The organism is Paenibacillus shenyangensis, assembly GCF_000346635.1.
Lineage (GTDB): Bacteria > Bacillota > Bacilli > Paenibacillales > Paenibacillaceae > Saccharibacillus > Saccharibacillus dauci.
In genome coordinates this window covers 1-19,272 of sequence record NZ_AOIG01000041.1, presented here as the reverse complement: position 1 = coordinate 19,272, position 19,272 = coordinate 1, and the positions used below count along the sequence as shown (strand labels likewise).

15 protein-coding genes and 1 other RNA gene are annotated in these 19,272 nt (G+C 46.1%); 15 read left to right on the top strand and 1 reads right to left on the bottom strand.

Translation table 11 applies throughout. The features are described 5' to 3' along the window. Both H065_RS0124415 and H065_RS0124410 read left to right on the top strand, forming a co-directional pair. A partial coding sequence (locus H065_RS0124415; protein ID WP_026136424.1) for an S-layer homology domain-containing protein occupies positions 1-1,005 on the top strand: 1,005 nt, incomplete at its 5' end. Positions 1,006-1,288: 283 nt separating this feature from the next. Beyond that, the gene (locus H065_RS0124410; RefSeq protein WP_017815730.1) at positions 1,289-3,313 is read left to right on the top strand and encodes a putative bifunctional diguanylate cyclase/phosphodiesterase; all 2,025 of its coding nucleotides are present in this window, start codon (positions 1,289-1,291) and stop codon (positions 3,311-3,313) included. Positions 3,314-3,366: 53 nt separating this feature from the next. On the opposite strand, the gene H065_RS0124405 is transcribed toward H065_RS0124410, so the two are convergent. Next, positions 3,367-4,014 (bottom strand): DNA-3-methyladenine glycosylase, encoded by a 648-nt coding sequence (locus H065_RS0124405; protein WP_017815729.1) that lies wholly within the window; start codon positions 4,012-4,014, stop codon positions 3,367-3,369. Between the two features lie 212 nt (positions 4,015-4,226). Here H065_RS0124405 and speE point away from each other — a divergent pair, with 212 nt between their 5' ends. The 13 genes from speE (at position 4,227) to recR (ending at position 18,532) form a co-directional block, all read left to right on the top strand. After that, positions 4,227-5,057 (top strand): polyamine aminopropyltransferase, encoded by an 831-nt coding sequence (speE, locus tag H065_RS0124400; protein WP_017815728.1) that lies wholly within the window; start codon positions 4,227-4,229, stop codon positions 5,055-5,057. 288 nt (positions 5,058-5,345) lie between these two features. Then, positions 5,346-5,789 carry a YwiB family protein gene (locus H065_RS0124395; protein WP_026136423.1) on the top strand — a complete coding sequence of 148 codons (444 nt, stop codon included), beginning with the start codon at positions 5,346-5,348 and terminating at the stop codon, positions 5,787-5,789. Between the two features lie 85 nt (positions 5,790-5,874). Further along, entirely contained in the window at positions 5,875-7,554 is a 1,680-nt protein-coding gene (argS, locus tag H065_RS0124390; RefSeq protein ID WP_017815726.1) for an arginine--tRNA ligase, read from the top strand. Between the two features lie 216 nt (positions 7,555-7,770). Further along, positions 7,771-8,343 carry a DNA-directed RNA polymerase subunit delta gene (gene rpoE / locus H065_RS0124385; protein WP_017815725.1) on the top strand — a complete coding sequence of 191 codons (573 nt, stop codon included), beginning with the start codon at positions 7,771-7,773 and terminating at the stop codon, positions 8,341-8,343. A 475-nt stretch (positions 8,344-8,818) separates the two neighbouring features. After that, on the top strand, positions 8,819-10,420 hold the full coding sequence (gene pyrG / locus H065_RS0124380; protein ID WP_017815724.1) for a CTP synthase: 1,602 nt from the start codon (positions 8,819-8,821) through the stop codon (positions 10,418-10,420). A 385-nt stretch (positions 10,421-10,805) separates the two neighbouring features. Next, the gene (locus H065_RS0124375) at positions 10,806-11,186 is read left to right on the top strand and encodes a response regulator (protein ID WP_017815723.1); all 381 of its coding nucleotides are present in this window, start codon (positions 10,806-10,808) and stop codon (positions 11,184-11,186) included. Between the two features lie 166 nt (positions 11,187-11,352). After that, entirely contained in the window at positions 11,353-12,207 is an 855-nt protein-coding gene (gene fba, locus H065_RS0124370; protein WP_017815722.1) for a class II fructose-1,6-bisphosphate aldolase, read from the top strand. A 210-nt stretch (positions 12,208-12,417) separates the two neighbouring features. Then, positions 12,418-13,692 carry a UDP-N-acetylglucosamine 1-carboxyvinyltransferase gene (murA, locus tag H065_RS0124365; RefSeq protein WP_017815721.1) on the top strand — a complete coding sequence of 425 codons (1,275 nt, stop codon included), beginning with the start codon at positions 12,418-12,420 and terminating at the stop codon, positions 13,690-13,692. 207 nt (positions 13,693-13,899) lie between these two features. Then, on the top strand, positions 13,900-15,261 hold the full coding sequence (gene rho, locus H065_RS0124360; RefSeq protein ID WP_017815720.1) for a transcription termination factor Rho: 1,362 nt from the start codon (positions 13,900-13,902) through the stop codon (positions 15,259-15,261). Between the two features lie 64 nt (positions 15,262-15,325). Next, an RNA gene (gene ffs, locus H065_RS27555) (signal recognition particle sRNA large type) lies at positions 15,326-15,592 on the top strand. Between the two features lie 209 nt (positions 15,593-15,801). Beyond that, entirely contained in the window at positions 15,802-17,532 is a 1,731-nt protein-coding gene (gene dnaX, locus H065_RS0124355) for a DNA polymerase III subunit gamma/tau (protein WP_017815719.1), read from the top strand. Between the two features lie 40 nt (positions 17,533-17,572). Further along, the gene (locus H065_RS0124350) at positions 17,573-17,884 is read left to right on the top strand and encodes a YbaB/EbfC family nucleoid-associated protein (protein WP_017815718.1); all 312 of its coding nucleotides are present in this window, start codon (positions 17,573-17,575) and stop codon (positions 17,882-17,884) included. Positions 17,885-17,935: 51 nt separating this feature from the next. Next, positions 17,936-18,532: a recombination mediator RecR gene (recR, locus tag H065_RS0124345; protein ID WP_017815717.1), complete on the top strand. Its 597-nt coding sequence runs from the start codon at positions 17,936-17,938 to the stop codon at positions 18,530-18,532. The last annotated feature ends 740 nt before the right edge of the window (positions 18,533-19,272 follow it).

The window sequence follows — 19,272 nt, the reverse complement described above, 5'->3', positions numbered from 1 at the left end:
GGAACAACCGACCCAGGAACTGGTTCCGGTAATGACGATGGCGGAACCACTGGTAGTATTCCGAGTGAAACAGGAGGAACCATACCTGGTGAAAACGGAGGTACTGTACCAAGTGAAACAGGAGGAACTGTACCAAGTACACCAGCAGCAACTAATCCTGTCACTGCAGCCACACCAACAGGTGGAACACCAGCTGCTACAACACCAACACCAGCTCCGGCCGATAACGGTGTAACCAGCGCAGCAGGTATTGGAGCAGTAACACCAGCAGCCGAAGTAGGAGCTGGCGGTGGTGGTGGCGGATCAGCAGCTGCAGCACCAGCAGATACCAATACGGTAACAGCAGCTAGTGGAGAAGGAACAGCAGCTGAGTTGAACGATACTGCAGATAGTTCTGTTATTACGCTGAAGTCTGCTGCCAAAACCCGCTTCGTAGATGTGAATAATTCATGGGCTAAGGCAAACATCGATCGTTTGCAGGATCTGGGTATCCTGAACGGTGTAGGCAATAACAAATACGATCCGAATGCACTGATTACACGTGCGCAATTTACGCAAATGATCGATAATTTGCTGCAGCTGAACAGCGCATCTTCAGGTACATCCAGCTACAAGGATGTACAAGCCAATGACTGGCATCATGATGCGATCTCGGCTGTAAGTGCAACAGGTATTACAGATGGTTATACAGACGGTACGTATCAACCGGATAAGCAAATTACACGTGAAGAAATGTCGCATATCATTAGTAACACTTTGAATTATCTTGATCCTGCTGGCTCATTCGCTGCAGATTCCGAACAGACCTTGGGTGCTTTCAGCGATAAAGAGCAGGTCTCTGATTGGGCTAGAGATACTTTGGCTACAGGAGTCAAAGAAAATATTCTGGTCGGAAGACCAAGTGGTAAAATTGCTCCGACCGATAATGCTACACGGGCTGAAGCAGCAACCGTGATTGCTCGTCTGATGGATCGGATGTCATCCAAGTTCAATATTACCGAGTAATTTTGATATCAATACTATAGCTTGTACAAGAATGGTGGACACCTAAGGGTGTTCACCATTCTTTTCATTCCATAGCTTCCTATATTTATAGCCCAGAACAATCTACTATCACAAAAAAGCATGATAATGCCGTTTTATATACTATACAGTTTAGTAAGTAAGCAGAAATGGAGAAGTGGCGGTATCCTTTGCAGGAATGTAATTCTGCTTTGTACCTAATGGCGGATTAGTTGTCTGCTTTGTTTGTATGGTTGTAATTGGAGTAAAGGAGGGTAGATGAACAATGGAATATATACACGCACACTATAATCCGTACATCGTAGCGCTATCTGTTCTTATCGCTATTCTGGCTTCCTATATAGCGTTGAATATCGTTGGTAAGGTTGGCCAATCCACGGGCAGGAACAAAACCCTATGGATGAGTCTGGGCACTTTTGTCATGGGCAGCGGTATCTGGTCCATGCATTTTATTGGGATGCTGGCTTTGGAGGCAGACCTCAGTATGAGCTATGATTTAAAAATGGTCGCTCTGTCCGCTGTATTTAGTATTCTGGCTTCGCTGATCGCTTTTTATGTGACATTGGAAGCAGTAACCCGTCTCTGGAAAATAAGTCTGGGTGGCGCGCTTATGGGAGCTGGAATTGTAGCTATGCACTATACAGGTATGGCAGCTCTGCATACAGCCGTAATGATTACGTATGATCCGGTCTATTGGCTGCTGTCGCTGGCTGCTGCCTTGATAGCTTCCTACGCCGCCTTGCTGTTGTTTCGCCGCTTTCGTAATCATCCGGGCTTCAGCACTTGGAAATTCTATAGTGCGATTGTGATGGGGCTCGCCATTTCCGGTATGCATTATGTAGGTATGGCAGCGGCCCAGTTTCATTATACACAGCAGGAATTGGAGGGAGCGCCTCCTGCAGGACAGATGCTTTTGATCTCTGCAGTAGCTATTGTAACCCTGTTTATTCTGGCTGCTTCCTGGGCAGCGGTATTTGTGGAAAGGCATGTACTGGAACGTATGGCATATAGTGATCCGCTTACCGGTCTACCCAATCGTCATGGACTGCAGCGTTATTTTGCCAAGGAATTTACAGAGAAGACAGAAGGAGCCGTTTTATTTCTCGATCTGGACCGTTTTAAGTCCATTAATGATACGCTGGGTCATGATGTAGGAGATGAACTGCTCGTAGAAGTATCCAAAAGGTTGCAGCAGTGCGTGAAAAACCAGGGAATCGTTTTCCGGCTTGGCGGTGACGAATTCCTGATCGCCTCCAGTACCGGTTCAGTGGATACGACGATTCAACTGGCCGAGTCGATTCTGGACTCGATCAAGCAGCCGTATCATCTGGCCAACAATCAGCTATTTATTACAGGTAGCATTGGTATCTCGCTTGTACCCCAGCATGGATTCGAACGGACTTTTCTGATGCGGGCTGCGGATACGGCAATGTATGTATCCAAGAACACGGGCAAGAACAAATACAGCATTTTTAGCGAAGATATGAATCAGCGCCAGATTCGCCGAATGGAACTGGAAAAGGATCTGCGCAATGCACAGGAGCAGGAAGAATTCTTTATCGTGTATCAGCCCAAATGGGATTCCCGGCATAACCGGCTTACAGGTATGGAAGCACTGCTGCGCTGGAAGCATCCGCAACTGGGAATTGTATCTCCGGGCGAATTTATCCCCATTGCTGAAGAGACAGGGCTTATTATCCCAATGACAGACTGGATTCTGGAAAAGGTATGCGAGCAGAACAAGATCTGGCAACAGATTGCAGGCATTCATATACCGATCTCGGTCAATATGTCAGCACGTATGTTTGAATGTTCCGCATTTCCTGAACGTATCGCCCAGATTCTGGCTGATACCGGTCTTGAGCCTCAATATCTGGAACTGGAGATCACGGAATCGATTGCTATGAATGGTATTGAAGGTACCGTTGACCAGCTGCAGCAGATTCAGCAGCAGGGCGTAGGAATTTCTCTGGATGACTTTGGTACAGGCTATTCTTCATTGGGCAGTCTGGACGAGATGCCGGTCGATATTATCAAAATCGATCAGGTATTTGTCCGTAACATTGATCATGCGTCCAAGCAGTCGATTATTAGCACGATTATCGCTATCGCCTATAACCTGAATATGGAGATGGTTGCAGAAGGCGTAGAGACGGTCGAGCAGATTCAGTTTCTTCAATCCAAAGGCTGTTATATTATGCAGGGATATTATTACGGCAAACCTATGACCGTAGAACAGATGAATCAATGGCTGGAGCAATCAGCTGATCATATACCGCTGGCGGAGTAATGACTCCGTTCCAGCGGTTTTTTAAAATCATCTTACAGTACATTGATCGGCAATCACAAAATTGGTGGACGTTCGAGGATATAAGGAAGGGGAGTGTTATTTTTGGCAGAGATATATGGATGATTTTTGATATAGAAACGCCATGGTTTGGCTGCATACTCCTGGGCATAATCAATATTGATCCGCGGACCGGATTCGATATCGTAAAAGATATCCTCCGGTGTATCTTCCAGCCGCAGTGTTCCGCCACTTGCCAGCAGATGCAATCCGTTACACGATTTATCGATCGAGAGAGCCTGGCACAATTTGCCGGGGCCATTGGAGATGTTTTTGAGTTGACGCGTTGCAGCCGGACGGTGTTTGAGCATCAGCTGCTCATCCTTGGGCGTCAAGGGCTCAACTGCCCGAATCAGCACGGCCTGTGGATCATTCTCTTCACCGGTAACCACATTAAGACAATGATACATACCATAGATCAGATAAATGTAGGCATAACCGCCCTGCCGGAACATCATTTCTGTACGCGCAGTTCGGCGGTTACCGTAGGCATGACTGCCTTTGTCTTCAACGCCACCGTAGCTCTCGGTCTCAATAATCCGGCAGCGGATCTCGCCATCTTCGGTGATTCTACTGATGATTTTACCAAGTAGTCGCGGAGCGGCTTCGAGTGCTGTCAGCTGTACAATTTCGTGAACGTTCATTATAATCAGCTCCTTTGTAACGAATGAATAGAACGACAAATCCGTTGTCTATAATTACCGCGAAAATCCCTGCTTGTTCTTATAAAAGTCCTGCATTCCCAAGCTACTCAAGTTCCTTTTGCAGTCCGGGATTATATCGCGTATAATGCGAAATGAATGATAAGGACTATCCCCTTGATTCAGTTGAATATACGCGAAAGAAGGTAATAAATATGGAATTATGGTATACCGAGAAACAAACGCCGGTTTTCGGCATTACAGCCAAAATCCGCGAGACTCTGGTAACAGAGAAAACTGATTTTCAAGATCTGGCAATGATCGATACCGAAGAGTTCGGACGCATGCTGGTGCTGGATGGCATGGTAATGACAACCGTCAAAGATGAGTTCGTTTATCATGAAATGGTCGCTCATCCTGCCCTGAACACGCACCCGAATCCGAAGCATGTACTCGTTGTCGGTGGCGGCGACGGCGGTGTAATCCGTGAAGTGCTGAAGCACCCGGGAGTAGAAAAAGCTGTTCTGGTTGAGATCGACGGCAAAGTAATCGAGTACTCCAAAAAGTACCTGCCAGAAATCGCTGGCGAACTGGATAATCCTCGTGTAGAAGTGATGGTAGCGGATGGTTACATGCACATCATCGAGAACAAAAATACGTATGATGTGATCATGGTCGATTCTACAGAGCCTGTAGGACCTGCAGCTCCACTGTTCGAAAAAGGATTCTATCAAGGAATCTACGAGACGCTCAAAGAAGACGGTATCTTCGTCGCTCAGACAGATAACCCTTGGTTCAAAGCGGATCTGATTCAGCAAGTCAACAAAGACGTAAAAGAAATCTTCCCGATCGTTCGTGTATACGGAGCCAACATTCCTACTTACCCGAGCGGACTGTGGACATTCACCATGGGAAGTAAAAAATACGATCCATTGGAAGTGGATGAAACTTCCATTCCGGAAATGGAAAGTAACAAATACTATACCCCACGCCTGCACAAAGCAGCATTTGCGCTGCCTAAGTTCGTCGAAGACCTGTGCAAGTAAAATAACATCAGACCTGTATATCCTGCGTTATCGCCGGGATATACAGGTCTTTTTGCGTAAATATTGATTGGGATCACTCACGCATCACTCTGGCATGATCCCTTTGGCCATATGAAATGAATGACAAATACCGATTCAGCAGAAACCTGCTATTTTTTGTCGGAAAAAGCGGCTTTCGCTTCAATATAATGGTACAATAGAAGGGACTGTGCTTATTGAATTTATCGTGAAAATGTTCTATATTCAACAAGCCAAGATGGAGTCATACCAAAAATGGAGCTGGGTTTTATGACAGAATCGAACGAGGTACATCTGACGCTGCGCAGTGACCAGAATGGGGAAAGCGTCATCACCCATTTTACCGGTCAGGCTTTTGAGAAAGGCAGCAGCATTTATATTCGCTATACCGAAACACCCGAATCCACACAGCAGGAAGTCCGTACAACAGTGAGGATCAGCAAGGATGAGATCAAGATTATGCGTCACGGCGGCGTAGAAGCGGAGCAGTCCTTCCGTCAGGGAGAACAGCTGACCGGATTTTACCGATCGCCTTTTACCCGTTTCGCCCTGATTACCCATACTTCATTGATTCATAACGAACTGAACGGATATATGGGTAAAGTCACCTGGGAATATGAACTGTATGTGCATGAACAGCTGAACGGTACATTCAAGGTCAGTCTGGACATACAGGCGGCTAAGGCCCCTACCGGTGATCGCCCTAACGCATAGACCGATAGCAATAATCTCCGGTAGCACAGCCAGTACCCGGAGAATTAATCTTATGAAGTGCAAGATACAGGAGGAACATTAGACAATGACAGTTAATCCATTGGAACAAAGCCGTAATTCCGTCAAGGAAGCCGTACATGCAGCTGTACTCGCAGCAGGTATTGTAGGTCCGGAAGAGATGCCGGAGGTTACGCTTGAAGTGCCCAAAGACAAAAACCATGGCGATCTGGCCACTAATATTGCAATGCAGCTGACTCGTATTGCCAAGCAGAATCCGCGCATGCTGGCAGAAAGCATTATTGCCAACCTGAATCTTCAGCAGGGTGGTATTGAGCATGCCGAGATTGCAGGTCCGGGTTTTATCAACTTTACTCTCAACAAAAATTACCTGTATCCAGTCATCCAGGCCGTCCACGAGCAGGGCGACAAATACGGACGTACCAACAATGGCCAAGGCCGCAAGGTAGAGGTCGAATTTGTTAGTGCCAATCCGACAGGCAGCCTGCACCTTGGTCATGCACGTGGCGCTGCATTCGGCGATTCCCTGTGCAACCTGCTTGATTTTGCGGGTTACCAGGTAACCCGGGAATACTACATCAATGATGCAGGTAATCAGGTATCCAATCTGAGCCTGTCTATTGAAGCTCGTTACCTGCAGGAACTGGGACAGGATGCACCTATGCCGGAAGACGGCTACCACGGTGAAGATATCCGCGGTTTCGCGAAAGAGCTGGTAGCTGAAAAAGGTGATAGCCTGCTGTCCATGTCTTCCAGTGAACGGACTTCCTTTTTCCGTGATTACGGTCTCAAAAAGGAAATGGAAAAAATCCAGCGTGACCTGGGAGACTTCCGTGTGAACTTTGACATCTGGTTCAGCGAGACGTCCCTGTATGAAAATGGTCAGGTACTCGATGCTCTGGGTGAACTGCGCGAGCGCGGCGAAGTGTACGAAGAAGAAGGCGCAACATGGCTGCGCACAACAGCTTATGGCGATGATAAGGACCGTGTACTGATCAAGAACGATGGTACCTACACGTATCTGACTCCCGATATCGCTTACCACAAAGACAAATACGGCCGCGGTTATGATCGTATGATCAATATCTGGGGAGCCGATCACCATGGCTACATCCCGCGTATGAAAGCAGCAATGCAGGCACTTGGTAATGATCCGGACAAATTAACCGTGCTGATTGCACAGATGGTCAGCCTGTTCCAGAACGGTGAAAAAGTGAAAATGTCCAAGCGTACCGGTAAAGCGGTAACGATGGAAGATCTGATGGCCGAAGTGGGCGTGGATGCAGTTCGTTATTTCTTTGCGATGCGCAGTATTGATTCCCATCTGGACTTTGACATGGATCTGGCGGTCTCTACATCCAATGAGAACCCGGTATTCTATGTGCAGTATGCGCATGCGCGGATTTGCAGTATTTTCCGTCAGGCTGAAGAGCAGGGGATTACACTGCCGGAACTGTCCGAGATTGATTACACCCAGCTGACGACAGAGCACGAATATGCACTGCTGCAAAAACTCGGTGAGCTGCCACAGGAGATTTCACTGGCAGCGGACAACTTTGCGCCGCATCGCCTGATCCGCTACGTATATGAACTGGCATCCATACTGCACAGCTACTACAAAGCAGAGCGTACCCTGACCGAAGATCAGCCGAAAACGCTGGCTCGTCTGGCCCTGCTGGATAGTGTGCGTATCGTTATTGCCAATGTACTGCGTCTGGTTGGCGTATCTGCACCGGACCGTATGTAAGCAGGCGGAATTAGCCGCTTTTATGTGCTTTACCCTACGATCATGGAGTATACCTGTTGTTTTTTGTAAAAAACTTGATTTTTACAGTTAAATAGGGTTTACTTAACTCAGCATTTTGTATAATGTATCGTAGAGCCTTTTCATTCCTATCCGTAGAATGTCGGGATAGAATCAAATAAGCAGACTGAAATTGGATCCGAGAGGAAGTGTCCGTAAGTGAGCACACCGCAAGAATTAAAGATCAATCCGGAGAAAGTGCATGAGATCCCTATGGTGGATCTGGCCTTTGCGGTATTGAAAAAAATTAATACACCTTTGTATTACCGTGACCTGATGAAGGAAGTTGCTGAACTGCGCGGTTATACGGAAGAGCAAATTAATGAATATATCGCCCAGCTGTATACCGAGCTGAATATTGATGGTCGTTTTGCCTGTGTAGGTACCAACCTGTGGGGCCTCAAGCGCTGGTATCCACTGGAGCGCGCTGAAGATCCGGTAGCGAACGCCAAACGTCCACGTATTATCAACGACGATAACGACGATGATGATATTGAAGATGATGAGTTCAATAACGAAGATGTAGCCGATACCAACGATGAAGATGATGAAATCGAAGATGACAACTACGACGATGTAGATGAAAACGACGATGACGATGAAGCGATCTTCTCCGAGGATGAAGAAGATAGTGAAGACCTGGTCATTGAAGACGAAGATGAGGACGAAGACTTCGACGAAGACGAGGAAAGCACCGAATTCAAAGAGGAAGACACGGACGAAGACCGTTAATCCCCTGACCTGCCCTTTATGTAGAGGGCAGGTTTTTTTTATAAGTAAATGCTATAAATGAATATCCAATGAACCGAATTAAGACATATCTATAAATGCCGTACAGGCGCTATGCAGTCCCGAAGACATCAAAGTAAATATCTATCCATCTTTCTCGGGATATGTCTTGACACAGCATTACAGAACAGAGTAAACTATTGCATGGGCTTATGAATCAAACTATAAATCAACATATATGCAGCGCATAATTTGCTGAAATAAATAAAGTGCCCCGTGGCTACGGGTGTCACTTTTTTTGTTTTTTTTGGGATATATCTCCCCCCTGAGCATCCTGATTGCGATAAAATATTACGATGGGTCGATAAGCTGGTAGAAGGTTTTGTATAGGTTCTGCTGGTTGTTATGAGAACCAAGTAGGGTTTATTGTGGTGAGATGCTGATTTGAATGTCTGGATAATAATTAGGAGGTTATATTGTGACAAAGTATATTTTTGTAACAGGTGGGGTTGTATCTTCACTGGGTAAAGGGATTACAGCTGCTTCACTGGGCAGACTGCTCAAAAACAGAGGTTTGAAAGTAACGATCCAGAAATTCGATCCTTACATTAACATAGACCCGGGAACAATGAGTCCTTATCAACACGGTGAGGTATTTGTAACGGATGATGGCGCCGAGACCGATCTGGATCTGGGACACTATGAGCGTTTTATCGATATTAACCTGTCCAAGAACAGTAACGTAACGACAGGTAAAGTATATTCTTCCGTTATCAGTAAAGAGCGTCGCGGTGAATATCTGGGTGGTACAGTACAGGTTATCCCGCATATTACGAATGAAATCAAAGAACGCGTTTTCCGTGCTGGTCGCGAAGCGAATTCGGATGTTGTTATTACCGAGATTGGTGGTACGGTTGGTGATATCGAGAGCCTTCCATTCCTCGAAGCTATTCGTCAGATCAAGAGTGATGTAGGCCGCGACAATGTTATGTATATCCATGTAACACTGATCCCTTATATCAAAGCTGCAGGCGAAGTAAAAACCAAGCCAACCCAGCACAGTGTCAAAGAACTGCGCAGTATCGGTATCCAGCCTAACGTTATTGTATGTCGTACCGAATATGAGCTGTCCGAAGACATGAAAGCCAAGATCGCATTGTTCTGTGATATCGACGCCAACGCAGTTATCGAGTGTCGTGATGCATCTTCACTGTATGAAGTTCCATTGAACCTGCGTGAAGAAGGTCTGGACGATATCGTTGTGAATCATCTGAAACTGGATGCACCAGCTCCGGACATGACGGAATGGGAAGCACTGCTGAACCGTATTCAGCACCTGGAAAAAACCGTTGAAATCGCAATTGTCGGTAAATATGTAGCGTTGCATGATGCATATTTGAGTGTTGTAGAATCCCTGTCCCATGCTGGTTACCATGCCAATGCAGATGTAAAACTCCGCTGGGTGGATGCAGAAGAACTGACAGACGAGAATGTAGCTGAGAAGCTTGGCGGCATCGGCGGTATCCTCGTTCCTGGCGGCTTCGGCGATCGTGGTATTGAAGGCAAAATCAATGCAATCCGCTATGCTCGTGAGCAGAAGATTCCTTACTTCGGTATTTGCCTCGGTATGCAGGTATCTGTTATTGAGTATGCACGTGCGTTTGCAGGTCTCGAAGGTGCGAACAGCTCCGAAATCAATCCGGCTACGCCTTATCCGGTTATCGACCTTCTGCCGGAACAAAAGGATATCGAAGATCTGGGCGGCACGATGCGTCTGGGACTGTATCCTTGTAAGCTGCAACCAGGTTCCCTGGCCATGGAATGCTATGGCGAAGAGCTGGTATACGAGCGTCACCGTCACCGGTACGAGTTCAACAACCAGTACCGCGAACAGATTGAAAAAGTCGGCATGAAAATCTCCGGTACTTCTCCGGACGGTCGATTGGTAGAGATCGTGGAAGTTCCTGATCATCCATGGTTCCTGGCTGTACAGTTCCATCCGGAATTTACATCCCGTCCGAACCGTCCACAGCCGTTGTTCCGTGAATTCGTCAAAGCTTCCATCGCTCATCAATCATAAGAGCGTCGGGTTTAAGATTATACGTTTAATTTTTATTTTTGGCAACCACCTGTATCTTTAAGAAGATGCAGGTGGTTTTTTTGTATAATGAAACTGCATGAATAGATATACGGTAAACAGGCTGTTGACATATATCCTTTTCATACTTAGTCATTAAGAAGCTTCGGTAAATGCATATCAGGCATATTTTGTCGTAGTATGCACTGTCTTTTTCGCAATGATGCAGGATTTACGCGAAAAAAAGCGAAAGTGTATATTATGTTATTCAAAGTAAGGATTTACATTTCAATCCAAACAGAATCATTGTAGCTCGTCATCGTTCTGAATAGTGGATCAATGTACCAACAGGAGAACCGATCAGCACAGACGAAGGGAAAGGTGACAGATGGAACAGAAAAAAATATTAATTGTCGATGATCAAAATGGAATTCGGATATTGCTAGTTGAATTATTCAGTAATGAGGGCTATCAGATGTTCCAGGCAGCCAATGGCAAAGCGGCGCTGGAAGTGGTAGAACAGGAAGTTCCCGACCTCGTACTGCTGGATATGAAAATACCTGGTATGGATGGGCTGGAGATTCTTCGTCATATCAAGTCTACACATCCGCAGATTCATGTCATTATGATGACTGCCTACGGCGAGCTGGATATTATCCAGAAAGCCAAGGATCTGGGAGCGATTGGACATTTTACCAAGCCATTCGATATTGACGATATGCGTAAGGCAGTTGACCAGTGTCTTCGCGGCACAAGTGTGGATCAATAAGCCTATATTATGGCTGCAAACCATTTGATTTGAATGTGCGAAGGCGCATATCTCTTTTCAAATTGCTTGTTTAGTATTTGAAGTGGGTTATGTTATAATAGGCACGTATGCAGTAGCGGCTTACACATTCTGGGACATACCCAACATTTTTGAGGAGGATGTCATTATGCCATTAGTATCTATGACAGACATGTTAAACAAAGCGCTCGAAGGTAAATACGCAGTTGGTCAATACAATATCAATAACCTGGAGTGGACACAAGCGATTCTGGGTGCAGCGGAAGAAGAAAAATCACCAGTAATCCTGGGTGTGTCCGAAGGTGCAGCACGTCACATGGGCGGATTCACTACTGTTGTCAAAATGGTAGAAGGTCTGCTTCACGATATGAAAATTACAGTTCCAGTAGCCATTCACCTGGACCACGGTTCTAGCTTTGACAAATGTAAAGAAGCGATTGATGCTGGCTTTACTTCCGTTATGATCGACGGTTCCCATCACCCAATCGATGAGAACATCGAAATGACGAAAAAAGTAGTTGAATATGCACACGCTAAAGGCGTTTCCGTAGAAGCTGAAGTTGGTACTGTAGGCGGACAGGAAGACGACGTTATCGGCGGTATCATGTACGCTGACCTGGAAGAGTGCACACGCATCGTTAAAGAAACAGGTATCGATACGCTGGCACCAGCACTGGGTTCCGTACACGGTCCTTACCATGGTGAGCCTAACCTAGGCTTCAAAGAAATGGAAGAAATTCGTGACGCGGTTAAACTGCCACTCGTACTGCACGGTGGTACTGGTATCCCTAAACACGATATCGACAAAGCGATCTCCCTGGGTACTTCCAAAATCAACGTGAATACCGAGAACCAGATCGAATTTGCAAAAGCGGTTCGCAAAGTACTGGCTGACAAACCAGAAGCTTACGATCCACGTACTTTCATCGTTCCAGGTCGCGATGCAATCAAACAAACCGTTATCGGTAAAATCCGCGAGTTTGGTACAAGCAACAAAGCGTAATTGGCTTTTTGAATAGGCGTAGTGTATATTACAGTATGCAGAAGTTAAAACAGAATGAACCGGAACTTTTCCAGTTGGAGAAGGTCTAATTAAATAGGTTGTTATGGAGAGCACACCGCTGAGCCGGTGTCTTTCCATTTTAACCGTCAAAAAATCAACAGCACGTGTCGTTTTATCGGCTGCAAAACACGTAGGGGGATACTAAGCTTTATGGAAAAATTGATGATCAGTGGCGGACGTCCGCTGCAGGGAACTATCACCATCAGTGGTGCAAAAAACAGTGCCATTGCGCTTATTCCTGCGGCATTGCTCGCCGAGTCAGAAGTCGTGCTGGATAACTTGCCCCTTCTGAGCGATGTGGCAGTTTATGCGGAAATTCTCGAGAATCTGGGTGCGAGCGTAAGCTGGCATGAGCTAGAGAACCAGATGCGTATTGATCCAAGCAGTGTCAGATCTATTCCAATGCCCAACGGACCTGTCAAAAAGCTGCGGGCATCCTATTATATGATGGGTGCATTACTTGGACGTTTTGGAGAAGCAACGATCGGCTTGCCGGGCGGCTGCAACTTTGAACCAAGACCTATCGATCAGCATATCAAAGGCTTTGAAGCACTTGGTGCAACGGTTACCAACGAACATGGTTCGATTCATTTATATGCCAAAGAGCTCCGTGGAGCCAAAATCTATCTGGACGTAGCCAGTGTGGGTGCGACCATTAACATTATGCTGGCGGCAGCAAGAGCCAAAGGCCATACAATTATCGAAAACGCGGCGAAAGAGCCTGAGATTATAGATGTAGCAACATTACTGAATGCCATGGGCGCAAGTATCAAGGGCGCAGGTACAGAGACGATCCGTATTGAGGGCGTTTCCGAAATGCATGGCTGTCGACATTCCATTATTCCTGACCGTATTCAGGCAGGTACGTATATGATCGCTGCAGCGGCAACGCGCGGTGATGTTCTGATTGACAATGTTATTCCTAAGCATCTGGAAGCAGTAACAGCCAAACTGCTGGAAATGGGTGTACATGTCGACGAATTGGATGAGGGTATCCGTGTTCTCGGCAAGGCTTCCTACAATCACGTAGATGTCAAGGCTCTTACGTATCCGGGCTTTGCCACTGATCTGCAATCTCCGATGACCAGTCTGCTGACACAGGCGCAGGGAGTTAGTGTATTAAGTGACTTCGTCTACAGCAGCCGGTTCAAGCATGTGCCAGAGCTGGCGCGTATGGGTGCCAAGATTAAGGTGGAAGGTCGTTCGGCTATTATTGAAGGCGGCGAACTGAATGCAGCCAAAGTCAAAGCGATGGATCTGCGTGCAGGTGCAGCGCTGGTGATTGCCGGTCTGACTGTTGGCGAAGGCGTAACCGAAGTATCCGGTGTAGAGTTTATCGATCGTGGCTATGACCACATTGTAGATAACCTGCGTAACCTGGGTGCCAATGTATGGAGAGAGACGCTGGAAACGCGTACTCTTTAATTTGATTGTCCCTCTTACAGGGAGGAGAATTCACTTGTATTTCCCAAAATACATACCTCTTGAATATCTCCTCCCAAAATGGGTAATGCTATCCTATGAATGAATTTGGAAGTATCCACTCCGTATAATTCAATCTTCTGATTATTCCCAACATTATTCTATCGGTTGTCTCAACACTCTCTATAAAATTGAATAGGTGGTTATTGTATGGATTTACAAATTTCCGATTTGGAAGAAATGAAGCTGACCGACTTATACAAACTGGCCAAGCAATACCAGATTCCGTATTATGGACAGCTCAAAAAAAAGGAATTGATCTTTGCAATTCTACGTGCGCAGGCTGAACGCAGTGGACTAATGTTCATGCAGGGTGTACTTGAAATACTGCCAGAAGGATATGGATTCCTGCGGCCGATCAACTATTTGCCAAGTGCAGAAGATATTTATATTTCGGCTTCACAGATTCGCAAATTCGATCTGCGTACCGGTGATCTCGTATCCGGTAAATGCCGTGCTCCCAAAGAAAACGAACGTTATTTCGGACTTCTTCAGGTAAACGCCGTCAATGGTGTTAGTCCGGAACAGGCAGCAGAACGTCTTCATTTCCCTGCGCTGACTCCTCTTTACCCACAAAAGAAGCTGGTTCTTGAGACAGCTCCCAACAAACTCTCTACACGGATCATGGATGTACTGGCTCCAGTCGGACTGGGACAGCGTGGTCTGATCGTAGCACCTCCCAAAGCCGGTAAAACACTCCTGCTCAAAGAAATCGCGAACAGCATCTCAACGAACAACCCGGAGATTGAGCTTTTTGTGCTGCTTATTGATGAGCGTCCGGAGGAAGTTACGGATATGCAGCGTTCTGTCAAAGGTGAAGTTATTGCTTCCACATTTGACGAACTGCCCGAGAATCATATCAAAGTAGCGGAACTGGTACTAGAACGTGCACTGCGTCTTGTAGAGCACAAAAAAGATGTTGTTATCCTGATGGACAGTATCACTCGTCTGGCACGTGCATACAATCTGGTTATTCCACCATCTGGTCGTACACTCAGTGGCGGTATCGATCCGGCAGCATTCCATCGTCCAAAGCGCTTTTTCGGTTCTGCGCGTAATGTGGAGGAAGGCGGCAGTCTGACGATTCTGGCTACGGCACTGATCGACACCGGTTCCCGTATGGATGATATTATCTACGAAGAATTCAAAGGTACCGGTAACATGGAACTGCATCTGGATCGCAAACTGTCCGAGCGTCGTATTTTCCCGGCAATCGATATTCGTCGTTCCGGTACGCGCCGCGAAGAAGATTTGCTTGCCAAGGAAGAACTGGATACGATCTGGCATATCCGCAAAAATATGAACGACAGCCAGGACTTTGTAGAAGGTTTCCTCAAAAAGCTGCGCAATTCCAAGACCAATCAGGAGTTCCTTGCTACATTTGATACCCGGGAAGATAGCAAAAACGGCAGTTCCGGTACCAAGAAACCATCTACGTCTTCCAGCACTGGCTCTGGCAGTACAGGCAGACGTACGACCCGTTCTACTACGGCTTCCGCGACAACCAACTGACCTGGCAAAACATATCTAATGGATAGTTGCATTGTCTACGTGTGTCAGGTATAATTACTTAATGCCGTGCTAGATGGGGAGGTAGCGGTGCCCTATAACTCGCAATCCGCTATAGCGAGATTGAATTCCTGTCCTAGGTATTGTCGATGTAAGGCAGGTATCTGAGCGCAGTGTTGACGGATGGGTCCTTCGCAAGGAACACCTGTGAACCTGGTCAGGTCCGGAAGGAAGCAGCCATAAGCAGTTTCGTTCTTGTGCCGAGGGAGTGCCTACCCTGAGCTGTCGCTCAGAAGAACCGCTTGGATCGCAATTATCGAAGACAGGTGCACGGTATATAACTAAGCTATTCATAACACCTTTTGCGTACTGCAACAGGTGTTTTTTGTTTGTGAAATTAGGGTGTGCAGGTTTTGCTTGATGCTGATTTATAGTATAATTAAAGGTAAGTTCTTTTGTTTTTATAACATTATTTTTATGCCAGATCATCTTTGACAAGTAGTGAAGTCAAAGGTAGCCATATACAAGAAAGAGGGTAAGCAAGTGGAACATATCGCACTTTATCGTGCTTGGCGGCCGCAGTCGTTTCAGGACATGGTAGGACAGCAGCATATCATTCAGACACTGCAGAATGCCATTCGGGAAGAGCGTATTTCACATGCCTATCTGTTTAATGGTCCCAGAGGTACGGGCAAGACATCTGCCGCCAAAATACTGGCCAAAGCAATCAACTGCGAAAAAGGCCCGGCTATTGAGCCTTGTAATGAATGTGAGACCTGTAAACGGATCACTTCAGGCAATATTATGGACGTACTGGAGATTGACGCTGCCTCCAACCGGGGTGTAGAAGAAATACGGGATCTTAGAGAAAAGGTAAAGTATGCGCCTACCGAAGTCCGGCGCAAAGTATATATTATAGATGAAGTCCACATGCTGACGACGGAAGCGTTCAATGCGCTGCTCAAGACACTGGAAGAACCGCCAGGCCATGTGGTATTTATATTGGCAACGACAGAGCCTCATCGTCTACCAGCGACGATTATTTCACGCTGTCAGCGGTTTGACTTCCGCCGGGTATCGTTGCAAGAGCAGACCGAACGTCTGCAGCTGATCTCCGAGCAGGAAGGTCTGGAGTCGGAGCGGGATGCCCTGGAGTATATCGCTCGACTGTCCGATGGAGGAATGCGGGATGCGCTGAGTATACTGGATCAGGTGTCTTCGTTTACTGAAGGCAAGATCACCTATCCGCAGGTACTCCAGATGACCGGCGGCATTGCCTCGGAGCAGTTTGCCGAATTAGCTTCGGCATTATTGCAGAATGATGTAGGCAAGGTACTGCATATGGTAGAATCATTTATGCAGGAAGGCAAAAGCGCAGAGAAATGCATGGAGAATCTGCTATACTATTTCCGTGATGTGCTGATGATCAAGATGATTCCGCAGGCTGGTGACCTGACAGAACGCATGCTGAACCCTGAAAATTTCCGGGAGACAGCGGCTGCTTTTACCAAAGAACAGCTGTTTGCCATGATCGATACGCTGAATCACTATCAGACGGAGATGAAATATGCTACGCAGCCACAGATGCTGTTTGAAGTGGCGCTGCTCAAGCTGAGTAGTATACCGGGTGGTAATGCTTCTGAGAATTCAGCTGGAGTAGTCACCACTAGTGGGGGCTCGGCAGATGCCAGCGAGATTCGGCAGCTCAAGCAGCAGTTGGCAGCCTTGGAGCAAAAGCTGGATCAAGCGCTCAAATCGGGTATCTCTACTGGAGGAGAAGCTGCTTCCAGCAATACTGGCAGACGGGCACCGGCTCCGAGAATATCTGCTGCTGCCAAGATTCCATCGCAAATGCCACATTATGTCTCCAACCGTAATCATGAGGACTTTGCCAAAATCTCCGGTTCGTGGAGCAAAGTGCTGCAGCGTGTCAAGGAAGTTAAGGTTACCATCCATGCCTGGTTTGTAAACTGTGACCCTGTATCCTTCCACGAAGATGCTGTTTTGGTAGCCTTCAAACATGATATGCACCGGGAGACGATCGAGAAGTCTGCCAACAAGCAGGTTATCGAATCAGTATTAAATGAAATACTGGGCGGTTCTTATCGTCTCGTAACGATGATGCAAAAAGACTGGATGGACGCTATTGAAGGAACAAGCGAGCAGCCTGGTGAAGAACTCAAGCTTGAACATGAGGAAGCAGCCAATAGTGATGCTCTAGTGGATGAAGCTATTCAGCTGTTTGGCGAGGAACTTGTTGTAATCAAGGAATAATGATAGATACACTTATACTTTATTAGAGGAGATGATTGGAATGGGTAACATGAATCAAATGATGAAGCAAGTGAAGAAAATGCAGGAGCAAATGCTGAAAGCACAGGAAGAACTGGGCTCCAAAACCGTATCGGGTACTGCTGGTGGCGGTGTAGTCTCTGTTGAAGTCAACGGACACAAAAAAATTATATCTATTAACATCAAGCCAGAAGCTGTAGATCCGGATGATGTAGAAATGCTGCAGGATCTGGTACTGACAGCAGTTAACGATGCAATGAGCAAAGCAGAAGAGCTGGCAAACCAGGATATGGGTAAATTCACAGGCGGAATGAAGATTCCTGGCCTGTTCTAAAATAACAGATCGGCATTAGCCAAATGACCGGTCTCAAAGGAGATCGCTGTATTGTATTATCCCGAACCGATTGCTAAATTGATAGATGCTTTTACGCACTTGCCGGGAGTAGGGCCGAAGACAGCAGGTCGGCTTGCCTTTCACGTTCTTCGTATGAAAGAGGATGACGTGATCGATTTTGCCAAAGCACTGGTCAATGTGAAGCGGAATCTTCACTATTGTTCCGTATGCGGTAATATTACCGATGCAGATCCATGCCGGATCTGTCAGGACAAAACGAGAGATGCTTCTGTAATTTGCGTGGTACAGGAACCCAAGGATCTGGTCGCAATGGAGCGTACCCGTGAATTTGATGGCTACTACCATGTACTGCATGGCGCTATTTCACCGATTGAGGGTATAGGGCCTGATGAGATCAAACTCAAAGAACTGCTGAATCGTCTGAGTGATGAACGGGTACAGGAGCTAATTTTGGCAACTAATCCGAATATTGAAGGCGAAGCAACAGCTATGTATATTTCGCGTCTGGTGAAGCCGTTTAATCTCAAAGTAACCCGTATTGCTCATGGACTGCCAGTCGGCGGGGATCTGGAATATGCAGATGAAGTTACACTGTCCAAAGCACTGGAAGGGCGCAGAGAACTATAATCTTTTTTTATATACCTATGAAGTCTTTCAAAAAAAGGCATCTGTTCACCCATAAATGGGAAACGGATGCCTTTTTTTATCATATAGGGCTAATAGAGTCTGTCTATTATTAGCTACGGGATATTGTATTAGCTAGTCCAGACTACCGAAGTTGCCCATAACCTCAATGGATTGATTCATTTCAGTCATTTGCTGAATTTGTCAGTGATAATTGTAGGAGTAGTAGAGCTAATTGAATTGAAAAGGAAATAAAGCTACTTGATCAAGCATCACCGAGTCAAAAAGTAGGTCGGTAGATTACCAAATATCTTCCTATGAAAGAGATCCGCAGCCTACGCTGTGTGTAAATGATGCGAACACGTGAGTGAGTGGCGAAATACAAAAAGAAGAACTCTGTTTTTGTTCCTCTTTAGCATCATATATTGTGAGAAAGCAATGCAGCATCCTTTACCGTACTCAAACATCCATCAGCGATTTAGTTTAATCGATAGAGTGTACAAATACTCTGTTGTGATACAAAGAGTAAGAAAGTATGAAGCAGGCAAACCATGTTAAATCGACCACCAAATCTAAAAACAGAAATATTGAATACATAGTTGACTTCTATAAAAAAACCATGATATATTAAGCAACGGTCATTATTTTAATGACTAACAGTCAATACTTTATAGAAATAAGAGCCAACAAAATTATTTCAAAAAAAGTGTTGACGAAAACAAACTCACATGATATATTATAAA

What these genes read in the sequence shown, in the direction of transcription:
- H065_RS0124410 (WP_017815730.1), top strand. Translation starts at nt 1,289, where the DNA reads ATGGAATATATACACGCACACTATAATCCGTACATCGTAGCGCTATCT.
- H065_RS0124405 (WP_017815729.1), bottom strand. Translation starts at nt 4,014, where the DNA reads ATGAACGTTCACGAAATTGTACAGCTGACAGCACTCGAAGCCGCTCCG.
- speE (WP_017815728.1), top strand. Translation starts at nt 4,227, where the DNA reads ATGGAATTATGGTATACCGAGAAACAAACGCCGGTTTTCGGCATTACA.
- H065_RS0124395 (WP_026136423.1), top strand. Translation starts at nt 5,346, where the DNA reads ATGACAGAATCGAACGAGGTACATCTGACGCTGCGCAGTGACCAGAAT.
- argS (WP_017815726.1), top strand. Translation starts at nt 5,875, where the DNA reads ATGACAGTTAATCCATTGGAACAAAGCCGTAATTCCGTCAAGGAAGCC.
- H065_RS0124375 (WP_017815723.1), top strand. Translation starts at nt 10,806, where the DNA reads ATGGAACAGAAAAAAATATTAATTGTCGATGATCAAAATGGAATTCGG.
- fba (WP_017815722.1), top strand. Translation starts at nt 11,353, where the DNA reads ATGCCATTAGTATCTATGACAGACATGTTAAACAAAGCGCTCGAAGGT.
- murA (WP_017815721.1), top strand. Translation starts at nt 12,418, where the DNA reads ATGGAAAAATTGATGATCAGTGGCGGACGTCCGCTGCAGGGAACTATC.
- rho (WP_017815720.1), top strand. Translation starts at nt 13,900, where the DNA reads ATGGATTTACAAATTTCCGATTTGGAAGAAATGAAGCTGACCGACTTA.
- H065_RS0124350 (WP_017815718.1), top strand. Translation starts at nt 17,573, where the DNA reads ATGGGTAACATGAATCAAATGATGAAGCAAGTGAAGAAAATGCAGGAG.